The sequence below is a fragment of the Haliea atlantica genome (assembly GCF_054779855.1).
The window spans coordinates 262,091-284,321 of record NZ_BAAGXL010000019.1 but is presented as its reverse complement, the minus strand read 5'-3'; the positions used below and the strand labels follow the sequence as shown (position 1 = coordinate 284,321).

22 protein-coding genes and 1 pseudogene are annotated in these 22,231 nt (G+C 63.6%); 10 read left to right on the top strand and 13 right to left on the bottom strand.

Features of this window, described 5'->3' with window-relative positions:
• Positions 1–12: 12 nt before the first annotated feature.
• Complete coding sequence (locus tag ACYVGS_RS13085; RefSeq protein ID WP_157367573.1) at positions 13–1,374, bottom strand: AlbA family DNA-binding domain-containing protein; 1,362 nt, start codon at positions 1,372–1,374, stop codon at positions 13–15.
• Between the two features lie 141 nt (positions 1,375–1,515).
• Positions 1,516–1,923 carry a Cd(II)/Pb(II)-responsive transcriptional regulator gene (gene cadR, locus ACYVGS_RS13080; protein ID WP_063142504.1) on the bottom strand — a complete coding sequence of 136 codons (408 nt, stop codon included), beginning with the start codon at positions 1,921–1,923 and terminating at the stop codon, positions 1,516–1,518.
• Between the two features lie 95 nt (positions 1,924–2,018).
• Here cadR and ACYVGS_RS13075 point away from each other — a divergent pair, with 95 nt between their 5' ends.
• Together ACYVGS_RS13075 and ACYVGS_RS13070 are read left to right on the top strand one after the other, a co-directional pair.
• Entirely contained in the window at positions 2,019–2,915 is an 897-nt protein-coding gene (locus ACYVGS_RS13075) for a cation transporter (RefSeq protein ID WP_460589135.1), read from the top strand.
• 28 nt (positions 2,916–2,943) lie between these two features.
• Positions 2,944–3,324: pseudogene (locus ACYVGS_RS13070) on the top strand (transposase); the annotation flags it as partial.
• Positions 3,325–3,426: 102 nt separating this feature from the next.
• On the opposite strand, the gene ACYVGS_RS13065 reads toward ACYVGS_RS13070, so the two are convergent.
• The 7 genes from ACYVGS_RS13065 to ACYVGS_RS13035 all read right to left on the bottom strand — a co-directional run bounded on the left by ACYVGS_RS13065 (position 3,427) and on the right by ACYVGS_RS13035 (position 10,594).
• Complete coding sequence (locus ACYVGS_RS13065; protein WP_063140263.1) at positions 3,427–4,695, bottom strand: tyrosine-type recombinase/integrase; 1,269 nt, start codon at positions 4,693–4,695, stop codon at positions 3,427–3,429.
• Between the two features lie 496 nt (positions 4,696–5,191).
• Positions 5,192–5,719, bottom strand: coding sequence for a macro domain-containing protein (locus ACYVGS_RS13060; RefSeq protein WP_460589134.1), 528 nt, complete (start codon positions 5,717–5,719; stop codon positions 5,192–5,194).
• 58 nt (positions 5,720–5,777) lie between these two features.
• The gene (locus ACYVGS_RS13055; RefSeq protein WP_460589133.1) at positions 5,778–6,656 is read right to left on the bottom strand and encodes a class I SAM-dependent methyltransferase; all 879 of its coding nucleotides are present in this window, start codon (positions 6,654–6,656) and stop codon (positions 5,778–5,780) included.
• Positions 6,653–8,143: an anthranilate synthase component I family protein gene (trpE, locus tag ACYVGS_RS13050; protein ID WP_460589132.1), complete on the bottom strand. Its 1,491-nt coding sequence runs from the start codon at positions 8,141–8,143 to the stop codon at positions 6,653–6,655. Before trpE ends, ACYVGS_RS13055 begins: the two co-directional genes overlap by 4 nt.
• Entirely contained in the window at positions 8,140–8,814 is a 675-nt protein-coding gene (gene rpe, locus ACYVGS_RS13045) for a ribulose-phosphate 3-epimerase (RefSeq protein ID WP_460589262.1), read from the bottom strand. Before rpe ends, trpE begins: the two co-directional genes overlap by 4 nt.
• Before the next feature lie 38 nt (positions 8,815–8,852).
• The gene (murU, locus tag ACYVGS_RS13040; protein WP_460589131.1) at positions 8,853–9,554 is read right to left on the bottom strand and encodes a nucleotidyltransferase family protein; all 702 of its coding nucleotides are present in this window, start codon (positions 9,552–9,554) and stop codon (positions 8,853–8,855) included.
• On the bottom strand, positions 9,551–10,594 hold the full coding sequence (locus tag ACYVGS_RS13035) for an aminoglycoside phosphotransferase family protein (protein WP_460589130.1): 1,044 nt from the start codon (positions 10,592–10,594) through the stop codon (positions 9,551–9,553). Before ACYVGS_RS13035 ends, murU begins: the two co-directional genes overlap by 4 nt.
• A 142-nt stretch (positions 10,595–10,736) precedes the next feature.
• On the opposite strand from ACYVGS_RS13035, the gene ACYVGS_RS13030 reads away from it, so the two are divergent.
• Genes ACYVGS_RS13030 through pdxA form a run of 3 tightly spaced genes read left to right on the top strand, consistent with a single transcriptional unit; the run spans position 10,737 to position 15,372 of the window.
• Complete coding sequence (locus ACYVGS_RS13030; RefSeq protein ID WP_460589129.1) at positions 10,737–13,082, top strand: LPS-assembly protein LptD; 2,346 nt, start codon at positions 10,737–10,739, stop codon at positions 13,080–13,082.
• Complete coding sequence (locus ACYVGS_RS13025; protein ID WP_460589128.1) at positions 13,072–14,355, top strand: peptidylprolyl isomerase; 1,284 nt, start codon at positions 13,072–13,074, stop codon at positions 14,353–14,355. Before ACYVGS_RS13030 ends, ACYVGS_RS13025 begins: the two co-directional genes overlap by 11 nt.
• Positions 14,356–14,364: 9 nt before the next feature.
• Positions 14,365–15,372 (top strand): PdxA family dehydrogenase, encoded by a 1,008-nt coding sequence (gene pdxA, locus ACYVGS_RS13020; protein WP_460589127.1) that lies wholly within the window; start codon positions 14,365–14,367, stop codon positions 15,370–15,372.
• Here the strand turns inward: pdxA and ACYVGS_RS13015 are convergent.
• Together ACYVGS_RS13015 and ACYVGS_RS13010 are read right to left on the bottom strand one after the other, a co-directional pair.
• Positions 15,369–16,088 (bottom strand): ABC transporter ATP-binding protein, encoded by a 720-nt coding sequence (locus ACYVGS_RS13015; RefSeq protein ID WP_460589126.1) that lies wholly within the window; start codon positions 16,086–16,088, stop codon positions 15,369–15,371. The genes pdxA and ACYVGS_RS13015 overlap by 4 nt on opposite strands.
• 23 nt (positions 16,089–16,111) lie before the next feature.
• Positions 16,112–16,888: an ABC transporter permease gene (locus ACYVGS_RS13010; RefSeq protein ID WP_460589125.1), complete on the bottom strand. Its 777-nt coding sequence runs from the start codon at positions 16,886–16,888 to the stop codon at positions 16,112–16,114.
• Positions 16,889–16,987: 99 nt separating this feature from the next.
• On the opposite strand from ACYVGS_RS13010, the gene rsmA reads away from it, so the two are divergent.
• The 5 genes from rsmA to ACYVGS_RS12985 all read left to right on the top strand — a co-directional run bounded on the left by rsmA (position 16,988) and on the right by ACYVGS_RS12985 (position 21,181).
• Entirely contained in the window at positions 16,988–17,788 is an 801-nt protein-coding gene (gene rsmA, locus ACYVGS_RS13005; RefSeq protein ID WP_460589124.1) for a ribosomal RNA small subunit methyltransferase A, read from the top strand.
• Entirely contained in the window at positions 17,785–18,192 is a 408-nt protein-coding gene (gene apaG, locus ACYVGS_RS13000; protein ID WP_460589123.1) for a Co(2+)/Mg(2+) efflux protein ApaG, read from the top strand. The genes rsmA and apaG overlap by 4 nt, the downstream gene beginning before the upstream one ends.
• Positions 18,193–18,276: 84 nt before the next feature.
• On the top strand, positions 18,277–19,089 hold the full coding sequence (locus ACYVGS_RS12995; protein WP_460589122.1) for a diadenosine tetraphosphatase: 813 nt from the start codon (positions 18,277–18,279) through the stop codon (positions 19,087–19,089).
• A gap of 47 nt (positions 19,090–19,136) precedes the next feature.
• Positions 19,137–20,417 carry a multifunctional CCA addition/repair protein gene (locus ACYVGS_RS12990; RefSeq protein WP_460589121.1) on the top strand — a complete coding sequence of 427 codons (1,281 nt, stop codon included), beginning with the start codon at positions 19,137–19,139 and terminating at the stop codon, positions 20,415–20,417.
• Positions 20,414–21,181 carry a Rossmann-fold NAD(P)-binding domain-containing protein gene (locus ACYVGS_RS12985; protein WP_460589120.1) on the top strand — a complete coding sequence of 256 codons (768 nt, stop codon included), beginning with the start codon at positions 20,414–20,416 and terminating at the stop codon, positions 21,179–21,181. Before ACYVGS_RS12990 ends, ACYVGS_RS12985 begins: the two co-directional genes overlap by 4 nt.
• A gap of 45 nt (positions 21,182–21,226) precedes the next feature.
• On the opposite strand, the gene folK is transcribed toward ACYVGS_RS12985, so the two are convergent.
• On the bottom strand, positions 21,227–21,730 hold the full coding sequence (gene folK, locus ACYVGS_RS12980) for a 2-amino-4-hydroxy-6-hydroxymethyldihydropteridine diphosphokinase (protein WP_460589119.1): 504 nt from the start codon (positions 21,728–21,730) through the stop codon (positions 21,227–21,229).
• Positions 21,727–22,086, bottom strand: coding sequence for a dihydroneopterin aldolase (gene folB, locus ACYVGS_RS12975; RefSeq protein WP_460589118.1), 360 nt, complete (start codon positions 22,084–22,086; stop codon positions 21,727–21,729). Before folB ends, folK begins: the two co-directional genes overlap by 4 nt.
• Positions 22,087–22,231: the final 145 nt, after the last annotated feature.

Here is a 22,231-nt window from a genome sequence, read left to right as displayed (position 1 = left end):
ATTAGCAGGCTTTCACCGACCTGCCCTCATACGGGCAAGTTCATCCACGACCATTTGCATCGGCAGCTCAAAGAAATCGAAAAGTGCATAGAGCGGCGCCAGAAGGGGATGCACTATCTCCGGCAGGTTCGGATCAATCGCCTGAGCATCAACGTGAGTTTCCAGAGTGATCGCGTCCTGACGGGCAACACGCCCTTCCCAAACATGGCGACGGCCGTCCATGCTCACCAACGAACGCCCAGCCAACCCTTCGTAGGTGACAACCAACCTGATCGTTGTCGGCCCTTCGAAGATATTGGCTGCGAGACTACCTGCATGCAGCAGGACTTCACCGACCCTCCAGACTGGGAGGGTAATATCGAAAACAGTCGCGGGAGCTAACGGGGCATGTCCGGGCCGTTGGGCATCCATACCGTCCTCCTGATAGCCACGAAGAAGGAAGGCCAAGCCATCTGGATGGATGCGCCAAAAATCAGAGTGTGCCGCATCCCGAGCTTCCGGAGGAGTTTGGGGATCACCCCCCAACCAGCATTCGACAGCGCCATCTATTGGATAAGGCACGATCCCAGCACGCGTCGGGTACCAGAAGGGTGGCCAGCCAGTGTGCCGAACCACGCTCTCTCTGAGCACTTCAGGGAATCGTGCGGGAGCGATTTGTCGGCGTTCGCCGAGTATTTCATAGGCGACGTGAAAGCGCCCGTGGGGCAAGCGAGGCCCAACACCTTCGGGAAGTTGTTCGACGAGTCCCGTCCAGCGCTCGCAACTGGACCTTATCCATTCATTGAGCCTATCTGATTCAGGCGGCATTTCTACCTGTGGAACTGCCCCCGTGATCAAATCTCTGATCTGACCGAACATCTCGTCTCGCCGATTCCGAAGACATCGAGCCAATAGGTTGTCCCAGTCCTGCGCACTTTGGGGGGACTCGCTACGCGGCCCCGGCTTGCGAACATAGATTGCGTTGTTCTGGATCGTGTTTCCGTTTGGCCCTGCTCTGCGCGCTCGAATAGGCACCCGATGGCCGCCGGGAACGACCACGATGGGAAAGACCGCACCGGCAGGGTTTACAACGATGTGTACCGCACAGTGAAACGGCGGATCGCTGTAGTTTTGCACGATGCCGTTGATCAAGTCCTGGCTGTAACCGTCGAATGTGGCAGGGCGACCCTCGGCTTCTACAATGCCGGTATCGGTTTCAACCAAACCGAGAATGATGAATCCACCACCATGGTTGGCCAAGGCGAGCACCGCCTTTGCGAGGGTCGCCTTGTCATCGTTCGAGCCTTGCAGATCAAGCCAGTTCTTGACCTCGCAATCGAGATCTTCCCGAGGATCAACCAACAGGTCTGAGAGTCGCTCACCGGAAACCGTCATATGATCACCCTCAAACACAGCGTCCAGGCCGCAGGAATGCAGCCTAGATTTATTGGGTAAGCGGATTAAATGGTTGATCTTACCTTTGCATGAGAGTGAGACAGACCGGCATCTCATCGGATTATCTGGTTGATGCTTCACCTACTGCTGGTGCATGTTTCCTTCGCTAATTCCAGCAAGAACCCCACACGCCTCAACTTCCCGGTCATCGTTGCAACTCGCTCTCAGTGAAACGAGCTGTTTTTCAAGCGCCTGTAGAGCGGCTATCTGCGAGCGCACATGAGAGATGTGATCATCGAGCAAGGCATTGACGACGGTACAGGACTGATGAGGGTCGTCCTGATAGCGCTGCAGTTCGTGAATCTCAGCCAGTGACAGGTCCAGGATTCGGCAGCGACGAATAAAAGCCAGCCGCTCACCATGCTTCTCGTTATAAATACGGTAACCGTTCTCCTGCCGATCAGGGGGCGGCAACAAGCCCTGCCGTTCATAGAAACGGATCGTCTGTGTATCGACCCCTACCGACTGTGCCAATTGCCCAATACGCATCGGGTTCCTCCGCAACGGATTCTCTACTCTATTGACCTTATAGCAGATATATAGTTTTAAATGATAGCCCGATCACATTCAAGTGGAGTCATATCATGAGCAAAAACTGCGGAGGCCCCTGTGGCGACGATGTAAAGCCTGCGGCGGATACCGATATGCAGGCCTCCTCCGATGCGTCGGGGGAATGGGTCAGCGTTTATGCCGTGCCGAAGATGGACTGCCCATCAGAAGAGCGCATGATTCGCCTGGCCCTGAACGGCGTTGAGGGGATTCGGGCGCTGTCCTTCGACTTGTCGAACCGCCGGTTGAAGGTCGTGCATGACGGCGCGGTCGAGCCCGTCACCTCGAAACTGAAGACCTTGGGGCTAGGCGCCTCGCTTCAGGAAACCGTCGCTGCAAATCCGGAGACCATCAAGGCCGCCGAGTTTTCGGCAGCTTCTGCTAAGCAAGAATCCGGGACCCTGCGCTGGTTGCTCGGCATCAATGCACTTCTGTTCGTGGTGGAAATGACTGCCGGTCTGATCGCCCAGTCCACCGGCCTGATTGGAGAATCCCTGGACAATTTTGCCGATGCGGCGGTGTACGGGCTTGCCCTTTATGCGGTTGGACATAGCGTGAAAATGCAGGTACGTGCCGCGCATCTTGCTGGTGTACTGCAACTGATCTTGGCTGTGGGCGTGCTCGTAGAGGTGGTGAGACGCTTTGTATTCGGTAGTGAGCCTGAATCGCTGGTGATGATGGCTATCGCATTCGTCGCATTGATTGCCAATACCAGTTGTCTGCTGCTCATATCCAAACATCGGGAAGGCGGGGCGCACATGAAGGCAAGCTGGATATTCTCGGCCAACGACGTGGTGATCAACCTGGGGGTCATCACCGCCGGCGCCCTGGTCGCGTGGACCGGTTCCAATTATCCGGATCTGATTATCGGCACCATCGCGGGGGGCATTGTACTTAACGGTGCCAGACGCATTTTGGCATTGAAGGGTTAAATAATGCTCATTATTGGCAAAAAGCTCTTGGGACGCCACCACACGGCTCCAGGCAGAAGCCGCCCTGGACGAGTGGATAGCCACCATCCCGAAGGGCCAAAAGGAAGTCTGGAGCGATCTGGTCAGGGCAGTGGGAAACTGGCGCGAAGAGACCATGACCTACTTCGAGACGGACATGCCCGTCACCAACGCTTACACGGAGTCCATCAACCGACTGGCCAAGGACAAGAACCGTGAAGGGCGCGGTTACTCCTTCGAGGTGATGCGAGCACGAATGCTCTACACCACGAAGCACAAGAAGAAGGCACCGACTGCGAAGGTCTCTCCTTTCTACAAGAAAACCATCGGTTACGGACTGCCGGACTTCGCAGAGGAACTCAACTACGGAGTCGATCTATCAACCATCTGAGGGTGGTATCAGATTGATGGGGTGAAGGTGCCCCATCAACCATTAAATCCGTATACCCGATTTATTAAGATGTCCAGATTCGACAGTATCTGTTCATTCATCCTATTCGCGCTCGGTAACCCTCAACAAAGCCGTACGCCGCTCGGACAACGGACCAAAATCCTCCATCACTTTGTCCATCGAGTCACCACGAGCCAGGGCATCGAGAATGTCCGCCCAATCCTGCATGATGATCTTCCGCGATGCGATGTACTTGGTGTGATCGTAGGGGGCACGCGACGAATCTTTCTTGCGTCTAGAATGCGCCAACTGCAGATCCACCCGGTTTTCGGGATAGCTCAGCAACCCCAGGAGAGTGGTCGCCGTCGCCCGAAAACCATGCGACGAGAAGCGCCCCAGATATCCCATCCGTTCCAGCGCCTTGTTGAGCGTTGTCGCAGAAATCACCTGACCAGGCTTGCGGAAACTGGGAAACAGAAACTCACCCCCGCCTGTCAGTTTTTGCAGCTCCTCCAACAACTCAATGGCCTGCTTTGACAGAGGTACGATATGTGGCTGCCTCATCTTCATCCGCCCAGCAGGAACCGTCCAGATAGCATTCTTCAAATCAAATTCAGTCCATTTGGCCTTACGTAGCTCAGCCGTGCGAACGTATGTCAGCGCCATTAAGCGCAAGGCAATGACGGTAGCTCGATAGCCCGATTCATCCACCTTGTTCAGAAAGTCTGGAATTTCGTTCCAGGGCAGAGGGGGGTTATGCCGAACCCTGGGGCGTTTGACCGATCGCTTCAGCAACGCGGTGGGGTCTTGGTCACAGAGATCTTCGGCGGAGGCGTAAGCAAAGAGCTGGCTACACCACTGCCTGATCAAGATGGCCACTGTGGGCGCGCCACGCTCAGCAACCCCCTGGATCAGTGGCCGAAGATGCGCCGGCCTGATGGAACTGATTGGCAAGTTGCCAACCTTGGGGAATACATCCTTCTCAAGGTATTTTTTGACTTGATCCGCGTATCCCTCGCTCCATTGGACATTACTCACCATCCACCTACGAGCCACCGATTCGAACGTCGTTTCGTTCACCTCTATCTGAACGGAAACCCTGGTTCGCTTCTCCACTACGGGATGGATTCCCTGATTGACCAAATCTCGCGCACGATCCCTCTCCACCCGAGCAGCCTCAAGGGACACTTCCGGGTATTTGCCAATAGCATAGATCGCGGGTTTGCCGCCTATGCGATAACGAAATCGCCACAGCTTATTTCCGGCCGGAGTAACGTACAAAAAGAGGCTACCGCCATCCTTGAGCCAGAATGGCTGTGACTGGTGTGAGGTGGTCTCGACCTTCCTGGCCGAGAGCAGGTTCATGGCCATGTGTGTATATAGCCTCTCTCCAGGGTGGATATACACAGAAATATACACAATTGAAGAAGATTGCGCCAGAACCCACTAGAACAGCAAAGACAATATATTTATAAAAATCAAAAAGTTATGTTTATTCTATGGACTTCAATGGAACTGAGTGGACGCCAATCGTAGTTGTCGATCATGAGTATTTTTGGCATTGCTAGCCCTCAGGTCCTGGAGCCGCCGTGCCGGAGAGTCATCTGCGATGCCTTGTCACCGGTTCGGCGGCAAGGCGCGGTCACAACCGCAACGACGAGCCGCTTCCTAGGGGAAGCGCCACCACATGGAGACTGTCATCGAAGCGGAACGGGCCATGGCAGACCTTGGTCGTGTTGATAGAAGGCCCGTATTCTAACATGCAGGCCCGGTTTGTCATCCGCCGGCATCGCGCCGGCAAGCGCTTTGCGTGCAGACCGCGGACAAGACCGTCTAGACACCGGGAAAGTGCCCCGGCCGCCAGCGCTCAATCCAGCAACCCCGCGTCCGACAGGGCCCTCTCCAGCACTTCCCTCGCAGCATCATCGAACAACACAAAGCGGATTAGTGTCACCTGCCGCAGTCGCGGCAACGCGGTTTTCAATGCCGCCGCGCAGACGGCGGCAGCAGCCTCCACTGGGTAACCGAAAGCCCCCGTGGAAATCGCGGGGAAGGCGACACTGGCGATACCCCTGCCCTCGGCCAGGTCGAGAGCGTTGCGGTAGCAATCCGCGAGGAGGGTATCAGAGGGCTGGTCCTCCCCATAGACTGGCCCCAGACAGTGGATCACCCACGGGTTGGGCAGCGCGTGACCGGCGGTGATTACCGCCTCTCCCGGGCGAATGGGTGCCAGGGGCTGGCACTCCCGCGCCAGTTCCGGACCCGCCGCCCGATGGATGGCGCCCGCGACGCCGCCGCCGGGCATCAGTCGCGCGTTGGCCGCGTTGACCACGGCATCGATATCCGGCTGCCGGGTAATGTCACCGGTCACACACTCGACACGCACTGTACTCATGTTTTCACCGTCAGACCTGATGTCGCAAAATCAGCATGACATCAGCCCTTCCACTCGCTCAGGCAGGTTTTTCCAGCGCCACCACATCCTGGAAGAAGGCACCCGGCCGTTCCTTCCAGTTGCCGGGCAGCAGATCCCGGACCCGCAGGCCACAGTCCTCGACCAGATTCTGCCAGGCGTCCGAGTCAATGGCGATGGCCTGCTCGGGCACGTCGGCCCAGGCCGGACAACGCCAGCTCGAGGAGCCGTAGGCAGCCCGGTCAAATAGCCAGCGCGCCACGGGCAACCCGTGAAAGCGCGAAGCGACCCCTTCCGGCCGCGGCAGGCTGCGATGGTAGTCGTCGTCCAGCAGGAACAGGGTCACCAGGGCGCGGCCGCCCGGACGCAGGACCCGGGCGAGCTCGGCGAGGTAAAAGCGCGCCTCCTCCTCGCGAAAGTGCGTCCATACCGACAGTGCCGTCACCAGCTCGAAGCTGGCGTCATCCAGCGGCCAGGCCAGCGGCTCGGGCGCCTGCTCCGGTGCGTAGAAAGGGTTGGCGGTGTCCAGGTGCAGGAATTCGCAGGGCTGCCCGGCGTAGTGCTCCCGGCAAAACGCGATCTGGCTGGCGGAGACGTCGATGCCGGTGTAGCGACCCTTGGCGATAAAAGGCTCGCTGGCGATGGCCAGCAGGCCCGACCCGCAGCCGACATCCAGCATCCGCAGGTCCTCCCGCCAGCCACACTGCTGGCCGATGAGAGTCTGGAAAATGCCGATGACATGGGCCCACTCGGCATAGCTGACCTTGCCGCCGCGGCGATGGGGCTCCGCGGGAATCAGCCCCAGGTTGCGGCTGCGCAGGACCCGTTTGCGATCGAGAGGCAGGTAGAGCGCGTCCAGTTCGCTGTAGGGGTCGGCGCTGTCCGAAAACAGCGCCTGCAGCCGCTCCGGGAGGCTCATTCCTGCTCGAGCCCCGCGAGCACCATGGAGGCGGCCCGGAACATGGCCCGGGCCTTGTGGTGGGTCTCCTTCCACTCCAGCCGCGGGATGGAGTCCGCCACCACCCCGGCGCCGACCTGCACATAGAGTGTTTCGTTCTTGATCACCGCAGTGCGAATGGCAATTGCGGTATCCATTTCCCCCGCCCAGGACATATACCCCACAGCACCCCCGTAGACCCCGCGCTTCACCGGTTCCAGCTCGTCGATGATTTCCATGGCGCGTATTTTCGGCGCGCCACTGAGCGTGCCCGCAGGCAGGGTTGCCCGCAGTACGTCGAGGGCCGACCTGCCCGCCTGCAACTGGCCGCAGACGTTGGACACGATGTGCATGACGTGGGAGTAGCGCTCGACCGCCATCTGATCGGACACCACCACACTGCCGGTCTTCGCGATACGCCCGACGTCATTGCGCCCCAGATCGATCAGCATCAGGTGCTCGGCAATTTCCTTGGGATCCGCCAGCAACTCTTCTTCCAGTGCCCGGTCCTCGGCCTCGCTGCGACCGCGGCGCCGGGTCCCCGCCAGGGGGCGCACCGTCACCTCTCCGTGCTGGAGACGGGCCAGGATCTCCGGCGAGGAGCCGACGATATGAAAGTCCCCCAGGTCCAGGTAGTACATATACGGGGAGGGGTTCAGGTTGCGCAGGGCGCGGTAGAGATTCAGCGGTGGCGCCGCGAAGGGCACCTCGAGGCGCTGGGAGGGCACCACCTGCATCACGTCGCCCGCCAGCACGTAGGCCTTGATCCGCTCTACCATGTCGGCGAACTGGGGTTCGGTGAAATGCGAGCTGGCGGCCGCTTCCAGGGCGTCGCTGTCGGCACCGTGCAGGGCCACGTCCGGCAGCGGCGGCATCGGCTCCCGCAGATGCCGGGCCAGTTCAGCCAGGCGTGCCTGGGCCGCAGACAGCGCGTCCGGCACCTCCGGGTCGACGTTGACCACCAGGCGAATGGTCCCCGACAGGTTGTCGAAGACCAGCACCTCTTCGGAGAGCATCAACAGGATGTCCGGATTGCCCAGTTCGTCCGGCGGAGCGCCGTCGCGCAGCCGCGGCTCGACATAGCGCACGGTGTCGTAGCCGAAATAACCCACCAGCCCGCCATGGAAAACCGGCAGGTCCGGCTGCGGCGCCACCCGGTAGCGCTGCTGGAAGGCCTCGACAAAGGCCAGCGGATCCTCCTCCTCGCGCGATTCCGTGACCGTTCCGTCCACCAGCACATCCACCTGGTGGCCAGTGACGCGCAAGAGAGTCCGGCAGGGCAGGCCAATGATGGAGTAGCGGCCCCACTTCTCACCCCCCTGCACCGACTCGAAGAAATAGGAATAGGGCCCCTCGGCCAGCTTGCGATAGGTGCTAACCGGCGTTTCCAGGTCGGCCAGCACCTCGATGCTGATGGGTATGCGGTTGTAGCCCTGGGCCGCCAGGGCGTTGAAGTCGTCCGGGCTCATCGACCCACCTCGGCCAGGGCGCCGCGCATCTGCTCAATGACTGCCTGGTAATTCGGCTGGTTGAAGATGGCCGAACCGGCGACAAAAGTATCCGCGCCCGCCGCGGCGATCTCCGCGATATTCTTCGGCGATACGCCGCCGTCGATTTCCAGGCGAATGTCGTAACCGGAAGCATCGATCAGCGCGCGCGCTTCGCGCAACTTGTCCAGGGTGGCGGGAATGAAAGATTGCCCCCCGAAGCCCGGGTTCACCGACATCAGCAGGATCACGTCCACCTTGTCCATCACGTAGCGCAGGACATCCAGACCCATGTGCGGGTTGAACACCAGGCCGCTCTTGCAGCCGGCGTCCCGGATCATCTGCAGTGAACGATCGACGTGAGTCGATGCATCCGGGTGAAAGGTGATCCAGCTGGCCCCGGCCTCGGCGAAGTCGCCGATCAGCCGGTCCACCGGGTCGACCATCAGGTGCACATCAATCGGCGCGGTGACGCCGTGCTTGCGCAGGGCCTTGCAGACCATCGGCCCGATGGTCAGATTGGGCACATAGTGGTTGTCCATCACGTCGAAGTGCACCACATCGGCACCGGCAGCGAGCACGTTGTCCACTTCCTCGCCCAGGCGGGCAAAATCGGCGGACAGGATGGAGGGAGCGATCAGGTAGTCGCGCATGGCAGCCTCGAATTTCACGCTAGTCAAGGGGCGGCAGTTTACCGGAATGACCGCGTCGCGTCGCCTCCGGCCAGGGCCGCATCCAGGGCCGCCAGCCGCTCGGGGGTGCCGATATCCGCCCACTGCCCCGGGTACCGCTCGCCCTCGAGGCGCCCCTCGGCTATTGCGGCGTCCAGCAGCGGACGCAGCGGCCTCTCACCCGGCGCAAGACCGGCAAAAAAGGCGGGGGTGTACACCCCCAGCCCCGCGTAGGTAAACCCTGCCTGACTCCCGGCGCGCGCCTCGACGCGACCGGACGGGGACAAACGGAAGTCCCCCAGGGGGTGCTGGGGCGGGTTGTCCACCAGGACCAGGTGGGCGCGCCCCGGGGCAAGCCGCCGCCGGTCGCGCAGGCGTGCCAGCGGATAATCGGTCCAGACATCGCCGTTGACCACCAGAAAGGGCGCGTCGCCCAGTAGCGGCAGCGCGCGCTGGATACCACCGGCGGTTTCCAGTGGCCGCTCCTCCCGGGACCACTGGATAGCGACCCCCCAGGCACTGCCGTCACCGCAGAAGGCCTCCACCTGCTCCGCCAAATGCGAGACATTGATCACCACTTCGCGAAAGCCCGCCGCTGACAGTCGCAGGAGATGATGCTCCAGCAACGCCTTGCCCCCGGCCCGCAACAGGGGCTTGGGCGTATGCTCGGTCAGCGGTCGCATGCGCTTGCCCAACCCGGCAGCGAGGATCATCACCTTCATGCGCCGGCCTCGCACCACCAGTGCTGGCGCCGAGCTGAGGGCAGCACACGCCGGACGAACCAGTCCTGGAAGCGGGCCACCGCGGGCTCGTCACCGGCATGGGATTGCAGCACCGCTTCAATATGGCAGAGCACCCGCGGCAGATCCTCCAGGTAAGCGTGTTTGTCATCGCGCAGGGAAAGACGGGCAAAGGTGCCCAGGACCTTGAGATGGCGCTGCAGCCCCATCCAGTCCAGCCAGCGAAGCCAGGTACGGTCATCCACCTGCGGCAGCAGCCCCGCAGCAAAAAGCCGATCGCGATGCTCCAGGGCCCAGGTCGTCACCCGCGCCTCCGGCCAACGCAGGTAGCAGTCGCGCAGCAGGGACACCAGGTCATAGGTGACCGGCCCGACGACGGCGTCCTGAAAATCGATCACGGCGAGACTGTCATCCGCCAGCACCATCAGATTGCGACTGTGGAAATCCCGGTGCACGAATACCCGTGGCTGGGCCAGCGCACTGCCCACCAGCAGGCCATCCAGTTCGTGCAACAGGCGCTGCTCGGCGGGGGACAGCGTCAGGCCCAGCAGACGCTCGCAGAACCATGCAGAAAAGCGCGACAGCTCCTCCAGCAGCAGAGGGCTGCCGTAGTCGGGCAGGTCCAGACTGTCCAGCGGCAGTGCGGCGAAGTGCAGCAGCACCGACCCCGCCCGGGCATACCAGTCATCCACATTGCGCGCATCGAGGCGCGGCAGCAGCAAGCCGTCTCCCAGGTCCTCCAGCAGCAGGTAACCCCGCGACAGGTCCACCGCCTGCAGGGCGGGAACGCGGATCTCCGCATCCGCCAGAAGGCGGCGCACGGACAGGAAGTCGGCATTTTTCTGCGAGTCCGGGGGAGCATCCACCAGCATCACGGAGGCTCCGCCTTCCTGCCGCAGGCGAAAATAGCGGCGGGCACTGGCATCACCGGTCACCGCCTGCACCGCGACCCGGGAGGGCTCCGCGTCCAGATGGGCCAGGGCCCAGGACAGCAGCTCCGGTGACAGCGACGCACTCGACACAATGAACTCCCCCGACAAAAAGTCCCGGACATCGACCGGGTGATGCATTATCATCGCGATTTACGCCAGAAATTGCACCCCCGGCCCAATGACACTGGACCCACCAAGCCTGCCAAGCCCCCCTGTCCCGCCCGGTCGCGGCATGACCGCGCGATGGCGACCGCTTTGTCTCGCCGTCGGCCTCCTGGCCGCCGCACAGGGCAGCGCCCAGAATACCGCCGCGCAACTCGACTGGGTCGACGCCAGCCAACTTCCGGAAGAGAAGCAGGACGCCCGCTGCCGACAGTGCGGCGGCGCCTATGTCGACCCCCTTGCCGACAGCCCGCAGGGACCGCCAGAGGAGTCGGATATCCGTGCCCGCGCCAGCCAGTCCGAATTGCAGGGGGACGACGTCTACCTGCGCGGCAGCGTCAGCGTCGACCAGGGCTACCGTCAGTTGCGCGGAGAAGACGCCTACTTCGATCGCACGGAGCGCGAAGGCAAGGTCAGTGGCGGCATCACGCTGCGCGAGCCCGGCGTCCTGCTGCGCGGCCAGGAGGCCAACTTCTCCGCCGACACCGGTGCCGCCAGCATCCAGGACAGCGAGTTCGTCCTCCACCAGCAGCACCTGCACGGCAGCGCCGCGCAGCTGCGCCGCGACCCCGAGGGTTTGCTCAGCATCGAAGAAGGTGAGCTCTCCTACTGCGCGCCGGACGATGTCGACTGGGCCATCCGCGCGGGGCAGATCGACCTGGACCTGGAAGAGGGCCTGGGCACCGTGCGCCACGCCCGGCTGCTGGTACGCGATGTGCCGGTGCTCTACCTGCCCTGGCTGCGCTTTCCCCTGGACGACCGGCGCCGCACAGGCTTCCTGTGGCCGGATATCAGCTCGGACACCAATGGCGGGCTGGACATCGCCACACCGATCTACTTCAACCTGGCCCCCAACTACGACCTGCTCTACACCCCGCGCTTCATCCAGGAACGCGGCACCAACCACGAGCTGGAGGCGCGCTACCTGCACCCGCGCACCGGCTTCTGGAGCGTCGGCGGCAGCTACATGCCCAGTGACGACCGCTACTCCCGGGACCGACCACTGGCCAGCGACGACGAGGACCGCTGGCTGAGCCTGGTCAGGCACCACGGGCTGTTCGACGGCCGCTGGCGCTCGCGGGTCGATTACAGCCGGGTGAGCGACGTCGACTACTTCCGCGACCTGGACACCTCCAACCTGGACGCCAAGCGCCGCACCAGCCTACTGCAGCTGGGTGCGCTGGACTACCTGGGGGAGGACTGGCTGGTGGGGGTCGAATTCCAGCAATTCCAGTCCCTGGCCGACGACATCAACAACGACTATCAGAAACTGCCCCAGATCACCGCCCGCTACCGCGGCGACAACATGCCCTTCGAGGTCGATCCGATACTGTTCAGCCAGTATTCCTACTTCGACAGCGACGAGGAGCGGGTGACCGGCCAGCGGCTCTACCTCGAGGGGGGCGCCACCTACCCGATGCTGTGGCAGTACGGCTTCCTCAAGCCCACGCTGAAATACCGTTACCTGGAGTACGAACTGCAGGACCTCGAGTCCCCGCAGGACAGCGACAGCCCCTCAGCCGGCTCTGCCCTTGCCAGCCTGGACGGCGGCCTGGTCTTCGAACGCAGCACCGAACTGTTCGACCGCGGCCTGCTGCAGACCCTGGAACCCCGCTTTTACTACCTGGCCAGCGAGTACGACGAACAATCGAGCCTGCCGGATTTCGACAGCGCCGAACTGACATTTACCTACAACCAGCTGTTCCGCGAGACCCGCTTTGCCGGTCGCGACCGTCTGGATGACGCCAATCAGCTGTCCCTCGGCCTGACCACCCGCTATATCTCCGACGAGGACGGCCGCGAGCACCTGAACGCCAGCATCGGCCAGATCTTCTATTTCAAGGACCGCCGGGTGCGCCTGGACCCGCGGGACGCAGCCCTGGATCAGTCCAGCTCGGAAGTTGCCGCGGAAGTGAATTTTACGCCCAACGACCGCCTCACCCTGCGCAACAGCCTGGTCTGGGACTCGGAAAACGGCAAGATGAACTCCGGCAACCTGCTCGCCAGCTACCAGCGGGAGGACGGCGCGGTCTTCAATGCCGGCTACTCCTACCGTCGCCCCCTGACCCTGGTCAACCGGGACCTGGTGACCGAGCAGGCCCACCTCTCCACTTACTATCCCATCAACGAGCGCTGGCGTGTGTTCGCCGCCCTGAACTACAGTGTCGAGGGCTCCACCAGCGTGGAAGACATGGTGGGAATCGAATACGATACCTGCTGCTGGCGCGTACGGTTCCTGCACTTGCGGTATTTTGACACCGCCCCCGGCCAGAATCCCGATTTCAGCGATCCGGATCTGGAACGCAAATACTCCACACAGGTCCAGATAGTGCTCAAGGGCATGGGCGGCTTCGGCAGCCGCGTCACCGGCCTGATGGAAGACATGATTCGAGGTTTTGACGACCGTGACTATTAGACAGCTTCTCTTGCCCCTGCTTGCCGCAGCCACCCTGCTGCTCTCTCTGCAGAGCCGGGCACAGATGGAAATGCTCGACCAGGTGGTGGCCATTGTCGACGATGACGTGATCATGGCCAGCGAGCTGCGCGAGCGCGTGCAATCGATCACCCAGACCCTGCAGACCCGCGGCGCCGAGCTGCCGCCTGAAGATGTGCTGATCCGGGAAACCCTGGACCGCCTGATCCTGGAAAGCCTGCAGCTGCAGCTGGCCCAGCGGGTCGGCGTACGTATCTCCGACGCCCAGCTGAACGCCGCCATGGAACGGGTTGCAGCCCAGAACCGCATGAGCCTGGAGGAATTCCGCCAGGCCCTGGAGGCCCAGGGCGAATCCTTCACTGCCATGCGCGAGCAGGTGCGCCGGGAAATGCTGATCCAGCAGGTGCAGCGGGGCAACGTCAACCAGCGCATCCAGCTCTCCGAACAGGAGGTGGAAAATTTCCTCGAGTCCAGCGAAGGCCAGAAACTGGTCCAGCCGGAGTACCGGGTGCTGCACGCCCTGCTGCCCCTCGACTCGGAGGCCAGTGAGGTCGAGGTCCAGGCAGCCCGGGAACACGTGCAGAGCCTGCTGCGCCGCATCCGTGCCGGCGAGGATTTCGGCGAAGTGGTCTCCGCCAGCGGCGGCGAGTACACCTTCACCGGGGGCGACCTGGGCTGGCGCAAACTGGAAGACATGCCCAGCCTGTTCGCCGATGTTGCGCCGGAACTGGACAAGGGTGAAACCTCCGATCCCATCCGCAGCCCCTCGGGCTGGCACCTGGTGCACATGGCCGACCGACAGGGCGGCGGCGAGCAGATCGTCTCCCAGACCCGCGTCCGCCATATCCTGATCCGCCCCTCGGAGATCCTCACCCCCGAAGAAGCGCGGGAAAAAGTGGCCGAGCTCAAGTCACGCATCGAAGCCGGCGAGGATTTCGCCGAGCTGGCCCGGGAGCACTCCGAGGACATTGGCTCCGCCACCGAGGGCGGCGACCTGGGCTGGACCATGCCGGGGCAGATGGTGCCCGAGTTCGAAGCGGCGATGAATGACACCCCCGTCGGGGAACTCTCCGAGCCGGTGCGCAGCCAGTTCGGCTGGCACCTGCTGGAAGTGCTGGAGCGTCGCGAGCAGGACATGAGCCAGCAGGCCATGAAAAACCGCGCCATGGAAGTCCTGCACCAGCGCAAGTATGAAGAAGAGCTGGATGCCTGGCTGCGCAAGCTGCGCGACGAAGCCTTCGTCGACATCAAGTAAGGCCACCGCGTGAGCCTCCCGCGCATCGCCATCACCGCCGGGGAGCCCGCGGGTATCGGGCCGGAGCTGCTGGGCATGCTGGCCCAGGAGCCCTGGGAGGCCGAACTGGTGGCCATCGGCAATGCGAGGCTCCTGACCGAACGCGCCGCTGCGATCGGCCAGCCCCTGCAGCTGCGCGCCCTCGATCCGGCGTCATCGCCACGCCGGCACCAGCCCGGTCAGCTGCCCTGCCTGGATATCCCCCTCGGCGCGCCTTCGCAGGCCGGGCAGCTGGACCCCGCCAATGCCCCGCATGTATTGCACATGCTGGAGGCGGCAATCGACGGCTGTCTGGCCGGCGATTTTGCCGCCATGGTCACCGCGCCCGTGCAGAAATCCATTATCAACGAGGCCGGCGTCCCCTTCTCCGGCCACACCGAGTTCCTCGCCGAACGCACCCGCACACAGCAAGTGGTCATGCTGCTGGTAGCCGACTCGCTGCGGGTTGCCCTGGCTACCACCCACCTGCCGTTGTCCGAGGTACCCGGGGCCATCAGCGAGAGAAGCCTGGCTCGCACCCTGCACATCCTGCACCGGGACCTGGTGGGCAAGTTCGGCATTGCCGAGCCGCGCATCAGCGTGCTGGGGCTCAATCCCCACGCCGGGGAAGGCGGGCATCTGGGCCGTGAAGAGATCGAGGTCATCACCCCGGTGCTGGAAAGCCTGCGCCGGGAGGGCCTGCTGCTGCGCGGCCCCTTGCCCGCCGACACGGCCTTCAAACCGGACCTGCTGACGCAGACCGACGCCTACCTGGCCATGTTCCACGACCAGGGCCTGCCGGTGCTCAAATATGCCGGATTCGGCAATGCAGTGAATGTCACACTGGGCCTGCCAATTATCCGTACCAGCGTGGACCACGGCACCGCGCTGGAGCTGGCTGGCACCGGACAAGCCAGCATCGGCAGCCTGCGGGCAGCGGTGGACCTGGCCATCAGCCTGGCCGGGAAATCCCCGGGGCGGCCCCGGGAGGAGACTTAGGCGGTCTTTCCCGCCGGCGGCCCGGGCCGGTACTGCTCGAACACCGCTTTCGGTGTTCCCTCGGCTCGCAACTGCCCCCCCTCGATCCAGATCGCCCGGTCACAGAGCTTCTTCACCTGCGCTTCGGCATGGGAGACGAAGACCACGGTCTGGTCCCCGGAAATGCGCGCCTGCATGGCCTGCAGCGCCTTTTCACGGAAGGCAGCGTCACCGACGCTGAGCACCTCATCGATCAGCAGAATATCCACCCGCGTCATCAGTGCAGTGGTAAAGCTCAGACGCGCCCGCATACCCGACGAGTAGGTCTTGACCGGCTCATCGAAGGAATCGCCCAACTCCGAGAAAGCCTGGATCTCCGCCAGGAAGGCCCGAGCTTCCCGCTTGCTGGCCCCCTGCAGCATCGCCGACAGCAGCGCATTGTCGCGACCCGACAGGGAGTCCTGAAAGCCCAGACCGAGACTGAGCAGGGCGCAGCTGCTACCCGGGCGGCGCAACACGCGACCACTGACAGGACGGAAGATACCCGCCATCAGGCGCAACATGGTGGTTTTGCCGGCGCCATTGCGGCCGACGATGGCGAGGGTCTCGCCGCGGCGCAGCTGCAGCGACACCCGGTCCAGGATGTGGTGGACACCGTGATCGAAGCTGTCGCGCCGACTGCTGTAGTGATGGGAGACATCCTGCAATTCCAGCATGATATCGCTGTCAGCAGGCATTGCCCCTCTCTCGCTGGCCAGGCTCATGAGGTCACCACCTTCAGAGCCAGATACTCGCTACTGCGGCGCATCAGGCCAAGCATGAACAGAATGACGGCTATGCTCGCCGCGCCAATCCACAACAGGTGGCCCAGCTCCGGCGACACCCCCGCCATCAGGACCTGTCGATAGGCATCCACGATAAAGGCCAGCGGGTTGAGGGCCAGCACGGTTTCGGTCATGGCGGGGTCCGGAAGATCGCGAGGGTCCCAGAAGATGCCCGATACAAACAGCAGGAATACCATCCCCATGGAGACCAGCACATGGAAGTCGAAGACCAGACATACCAGGTAGGCGGCAATCAGGCTGCCAGCCACAATCATCAGGTAGTTAACCATCACGATCGGCAGCAGCCACGCCCAGCTGTCGGATACCGCATAGCCACTGCCCAGCACCACGACGAACAACAGCGCGAACACCGCGGCCTGCTTGTAGAGCCCCTCTTGGATCACCGCGATGGGAAACAGACTCTTGGGCACACTGATCTTGCCGATCAGGCCCTTGCCGTTGACGATGCTCCGCGAGGCCTGGGTCACCGATTTGGAAAACCAGATAAAGGTCAGCTTGCCGCACATCAGAAATACCAGAAAGTCCTCGCGACGGTTCTGCAGGATCAGCTCAAACACGACGTAGAAGACCAGCACATAGAGCAGCGGCTCGAGGATCCACCAGATGTAGCCGAAAAAATAGCGCGAGGCATCCGCCTTGAGGGAAAGGCGGGCCAGGGTGTCGACCAGGGTCAGGTAATGGCGAAGGGACATGGGAAGGACTGCGGTCGTGGCCAGTTCGGGCAGGGAGTATACCAGCTCTGTCGGCCTGAAATCGGTGCATAGCGCGGTGGACCACCGTACAATGGCGCCATGAAAACCACCCACACCCCCCGCAAGCGCTTCGGCCAGAACTTCCTCCAGGACGCCGGCGTCATAGCCGGCATCGCCAATGCCATTCACCCCCAGGCCGGTGACCACCTGGTCGAGATTGGCCCGGGGCAGGGGGCTCTGACTGCGGCACTGATCCGAGAGGATACCCGCCTGGACGCGATTGAGCTGGATCGCGACCTGCGCACGGGGCTGCTGGCAGCTTTCAGCATCTACCCCGGTTTCCACCTGCACAGCGCGGATGCCCTCAATTTCGATTTCGCCAGCCTGGCTCGGGACGGTGAGCCACTGCGAATCGTCGGCAATCTGCCCTACAACATTTCCACGCCACTGATTTTCCACCTGCTGGAATTCGCGCCGGTGGTGCGCGACATGCATTTCATGCTGCAGCTGGAAGTGGTACAGCGCCTGGCCGCCACCCCGGGCAACAAGCACTGGGGCCGCCTGGGCATCATGGCCCAGTACCATTGCGAGATCGAACACCTGCTGGATGTGCCACCCGAGGCCTTTTTCCCACCCCCCAAGGTGCAGTCGGCCGTTGTGCGCTTGACCCCCAGGCAGCACCGGCCCTGGGCGAATTGCGACGAGGCCCAGCTGGCGCGGGTGGTGCAGGCGGCCTTCGCCCAGCGCCGCAAGACACTGCGCAACAACCTCAAGGGCCTGCTTGACGAAACGCAGTTGCTGGCCATGGGGATCGATCCGGGTGCCCGGGCGGAAACTCTGGACATGCATGCTTTCATTGCCCTCGCCGGGGCACTGGAACAGGAGGAGACCTCGTCGTGAACCGCCCGGCCCCCCAGGACATCGACATACAGGTGGTCACCACCTACCTCCCGCGCCACTCGCGCCCGGATGCCGGCCAACATACCTTTGCCTACACCATTACCATTCACAACCACTGGGACCTGCCGGTACAGCTGCTGTCGCGCCACTGGGTCATTACCGATGCCGACGGCGACGTGCAGGAGGTGCGGGGCGAGGGCGTGGTGGGCGAGCAGCCGATCATCGCACCGGGCAGTTTCTTTCGCTACACCAGCGGAGCTACCCTGCCGACACCGGTTGGCTGCATGGAAGGCAGCTATACCTTCATCGTTGCCGACGACGATGACGTCGACCCGACGGCCCAGCCGGCCTTCGAGATCCCCATCCCGGCCTTTACCCTGGCCATGCCCAATGCCCTGCACTGAGCCCCCTGTGCCCGCCCCCTGTTACATCCCTTCTGCTGGCCTGGTCACCCTGACACCCGCCGGCAACACGACGAAGAGGCCGACATGACCACCTGGGCCGTGGGCGATATCCAGGGCTGCCTGCCCGCTCTGCGCTGCGTGCTCGAGAAGGTCGATTTCCAGCCAGGCCGGGACGTGCTGTGGTCGGTGGGGGACGTGGTCAACCGCGGCAGCGACTGCCTGGGGACCCTGCGTTTTCTGTACGCCATGCGCGACAGCCTGGTGATGGTCCTGGGCAACCACGACCTGCACCTGCTGGCGACTGCGGCCGGTGCACGCGCCATGTCGCCCTCGGATACTCTGCAAGTGGTCCTCGACGCACCGGATCGAGACGCACTACTCTCCTGGGTAGCCGAACGCCCCCTGTTGCACCGGGAACACGGCTACACCCTCGTACACGCCGGCATCCCGCCCCAGTGGTCGGTGCATGAGGCCGCCGCGCGGGCCCGGGAGGTGGAAGAGGCGCTGCGCAGCCCCCGGCGCGACGACTTCCTGCACAACATGTACGGGAACGAACCCGCCCTGTGGCGCGACGACCTCTCGGGAATGGCCCGCCTGCGGGTGATTACCAACTACTTCACCCGCATGCGCTTCTGCACGGCGGAGGGCGAACTGGACCTGACCAGCAAAGGGGACAGCCCCGACCCGCGCCCGCCGGGTGCGCCCGCCGTCGGCCCCTGGTTCAGCCATCCGGGCCGAAAAAGCGCGGGGGAACGGATCATTTTCGGGCACTGGGCAGCCCTGCAGGGCAAGACCGACGACCCGACACTGATCGGGCTAGACACCGGTTGCGTGTGGGGCGGCGCAATGACCCTCTACAACCTGGACACCGGCGAACGCGTCAGCTGCGACTGCTGAGCTAGCGCCTCTTCTGCTGCCGGGCGCCTGCCGCTACACTGCGCGCCATGCAAACCTATCTTGTTGGCGGCGCCGTCCGCGATACCCTGCTGGACTACCCGGTCATTGAGCGCGACTGGGTGGTGGTGGGCGCCACACCCGCCGAGCTGCTTGCACAGGGCTATACCCAGGTGGGCAAGGACTTCCCCGTGTTCCTGCACCCGGAAACGAAGGAGGAGTACGCCCTGGCCCGCACCGAGCGCAAGCGTGGCCACGGCTATACCGGCTTCGAGGTGCACTGCGACCCGGCGGTGACCCTGGAGGAGGACCTGCAGCGCCGCGACCTGACCATCAACGCCATGGCCCGGGATGAGCAGGGCCTTATCATCGACCCCTGGGGCGGGCAGCGCGACCTGGCAGAGCGCCTGCTGCGCCACGTATCCCCGGCCTTCGTGGAGGATCCGCTGCGGGTACTGCGCACCGCTCGCTTCGCCGCGCGCTACGCCCACCTGGGCTTTCGCGTGGCCCCGGAAACCCTCACCCTGATGACGGATATCGTCGCCCAGGGGGAGCTAGCCCACCTGCCCGCGGAACGCATCTGGGTGGAGATGGACAAGGCCCTCGGCGAGCGCAGCCCGGCGGTGTTCGTGCAGGTCCTGCGGGCCTGCGGGGCTCTCACGGCCCTGCTACCGGAGGTGGACGCCCTCTACGGGGTGCCTCAAAGCCCCGAACACCACCCGGAGATCGACACCGGCCTGCACACCGAACTGGTGCTGACCCAGGCCGCACGCTTGTCGCCGGACACCGACGTGCGTTTTTCCGCTCTGCTGCACGACCTCGGCAAGGCTCGCACACCGGAAGCGGAGTGGCCCCGCCATATTGCCCATGAGCGCCGCGGCGTTGCCCTGGTGCGGGAGGTCTGCGCGCGGCTGCGCTGCCCCAATGCCCACCGCGATCTGGCCCTGGCAGTCTGTGAATACCACCTGCTGGTACACCGCGCCCGGGAGCTGCGGGGCAAGACCCTGCTCAAGCTGCTGCGGGCCACCGGCGCCCTGCGCCAGCCGCAACGCTTCGAGGCCTTTTTGCTCGCCTGCGAAGCCGACGCGCGGGGCCGCACCGGCCTGGAAGCGCGCGACTACCCCCAGGGGGATTATCTGCGCGGCGCACTGGCCGAGGCTCAGACTGTCAGCGCCCGGGATTTTCTCGAGCAGGGCCTGCAGGGCAAGGCCCTGGGGCAGGCCATCGAAGCCGAGCAGGTAGGCCGGCTTGAGACCTACCGGCGCAAGCAGGTGCACGAAAAGGCAGACGGGGAGCAGACCGCGACCAATTCCGAGGACACAGCGAAATGATTCAAGCGACGCAGAACCCTGCAAGCCCTCGGCCCACGGCCCTGGTGACCGGCGGCGCCCAGCGCATTGGCGCCGCCATCGTCCGCGAGCTGCACCGGCGCGGCTTCACTATTGCCCTGCACTATCGCAGCTCTGCCGATGCCGCCGAAGCGCTGGCCGACAGCCTCAACCGGGAGCGCCCCGACTCCTGCCGCTGCTACCGCGCCGACCTAGCCAGCCTCGCAGAGATAGAAGCCCTTGCAGCCAAAGCGAGCACTCACTTAAAGACAGGCCTGCAGCTGCTGGTCAACAACGCCTCCGGCTTTGAACCCACGCCCTTCGGCGAAGCCCAGGAGGCGGACTTCGATGCCATGCTGGCAAGCAACCTCAAGGGCCCCTTCTTTCTTACCCAGGCCCTGCTGCCCCTGCTGCGCACAGCTCAGGGCAACATCGTGAACATCATCGACACTCATGTGCAGCGCCCCCTGGCGCGCTACAGCGCCTACTGCGCCGCGAAAGCGGGGCTGGAATCCCTCACCCGCAGCCTGGCCCTGGAGTTGGGGCCCGACATTCGCGTCAACGGCGTCGCTCCCGGCGCCATTCTCTGGCCCGAGGACGACGCCGCCTACGACAGCGCCACCCGCGAAAACATGCTCGCCCGCACGCCTTTGCAACGGCTGGGGGAAGCGGAGGACATTGCCCGCACGGTGGCCTTCCTGGCCACCAAAGCCCCCTTCATCACCGGCCAGGTGATCGCCGTGGATGGCGGCCGGCTGCTTGGCTGACTGACTTCACCCCGATGTCGAGCGGCTCCTGCCGCCAGCGGCCTGTCAGAGCACTTCACCCCGCCACGTCAAACTCACCCGCCGCAGGGGTTGGCTGGACTGGTCGAACGCCCCCCAGATCTCGCGGTAGGTCTGGCCGGTGACGGGGTGCCTCACCTCGGGTGCCAGTTCCGCCAGCGGACGCAACACAAAGGCGTGCTCGAGGATTTCGCCGCGAGGCAACTCCACACCATCGATCAGGCCGGCGAGACGCCCGTAGGTGAGGATGTCGATATCCAGGCGACGCGGTGAGAAGCGCACGGCGTTGGCGGCCCGACCGTGCCGGGTTTCGATCTCGCGCAGACGGGTCGCCAGCTGCGACAGGGACAATGCGGTATCGGCACCCACCACCATGTTCAGGAAAGCATCACCGCTGAAGCCCATGGCCGGCGCGTCGTAGACCGGCGACAGCTTCAGGTCTCCCAGCAGAGCCTGCAGGGCGTCCAATCCCGCTCGCAGGGACGCCTCGCGATCAATATTGCTGCCGAGGCCGAGATAGATCCGCGTCACGGGCAGATCTCGCCACGCTGGATGACCACGCCGACGGCATCGGCTTCCGGCACGGCGCCGGGCTTGGCCAGGGACAAGCGCAACCAGGGGACTCCAAACTCCTCCCGCAGCAGTGCTGCCAGCTGCTCAGCCAGCGTTTCAATCAACAGGCAGCGACTCTCGCCAACGTGCTCCAGCACCCGAGCCGAGACTGCGGCATAGTCCAGCGCACGGGCAAGGTCATCCCCGGCCGCGGCAGGTCGATTGTCCCAGGCCAGCTCCAGGTCCAGCACCAGGGTCTGCCGTACCTCTCGCTCCCAGGCATGTACGCCGATGACGGCATCGGCACGCAGGCCCCTGATAAAGACTGTATCCATGGTGTCTGTTCCCCAGCACGACAGGCAGAGTGGCCGCCGCAGGGCGCATGATACCGAGGCAGCGGGGGGCTGGGCAAAGCCGATTGCGGCTTGCGCGGGGGCGACGATTGTCCTAGCTTTTCCAGCATTGGGCATCCCGCCCCGG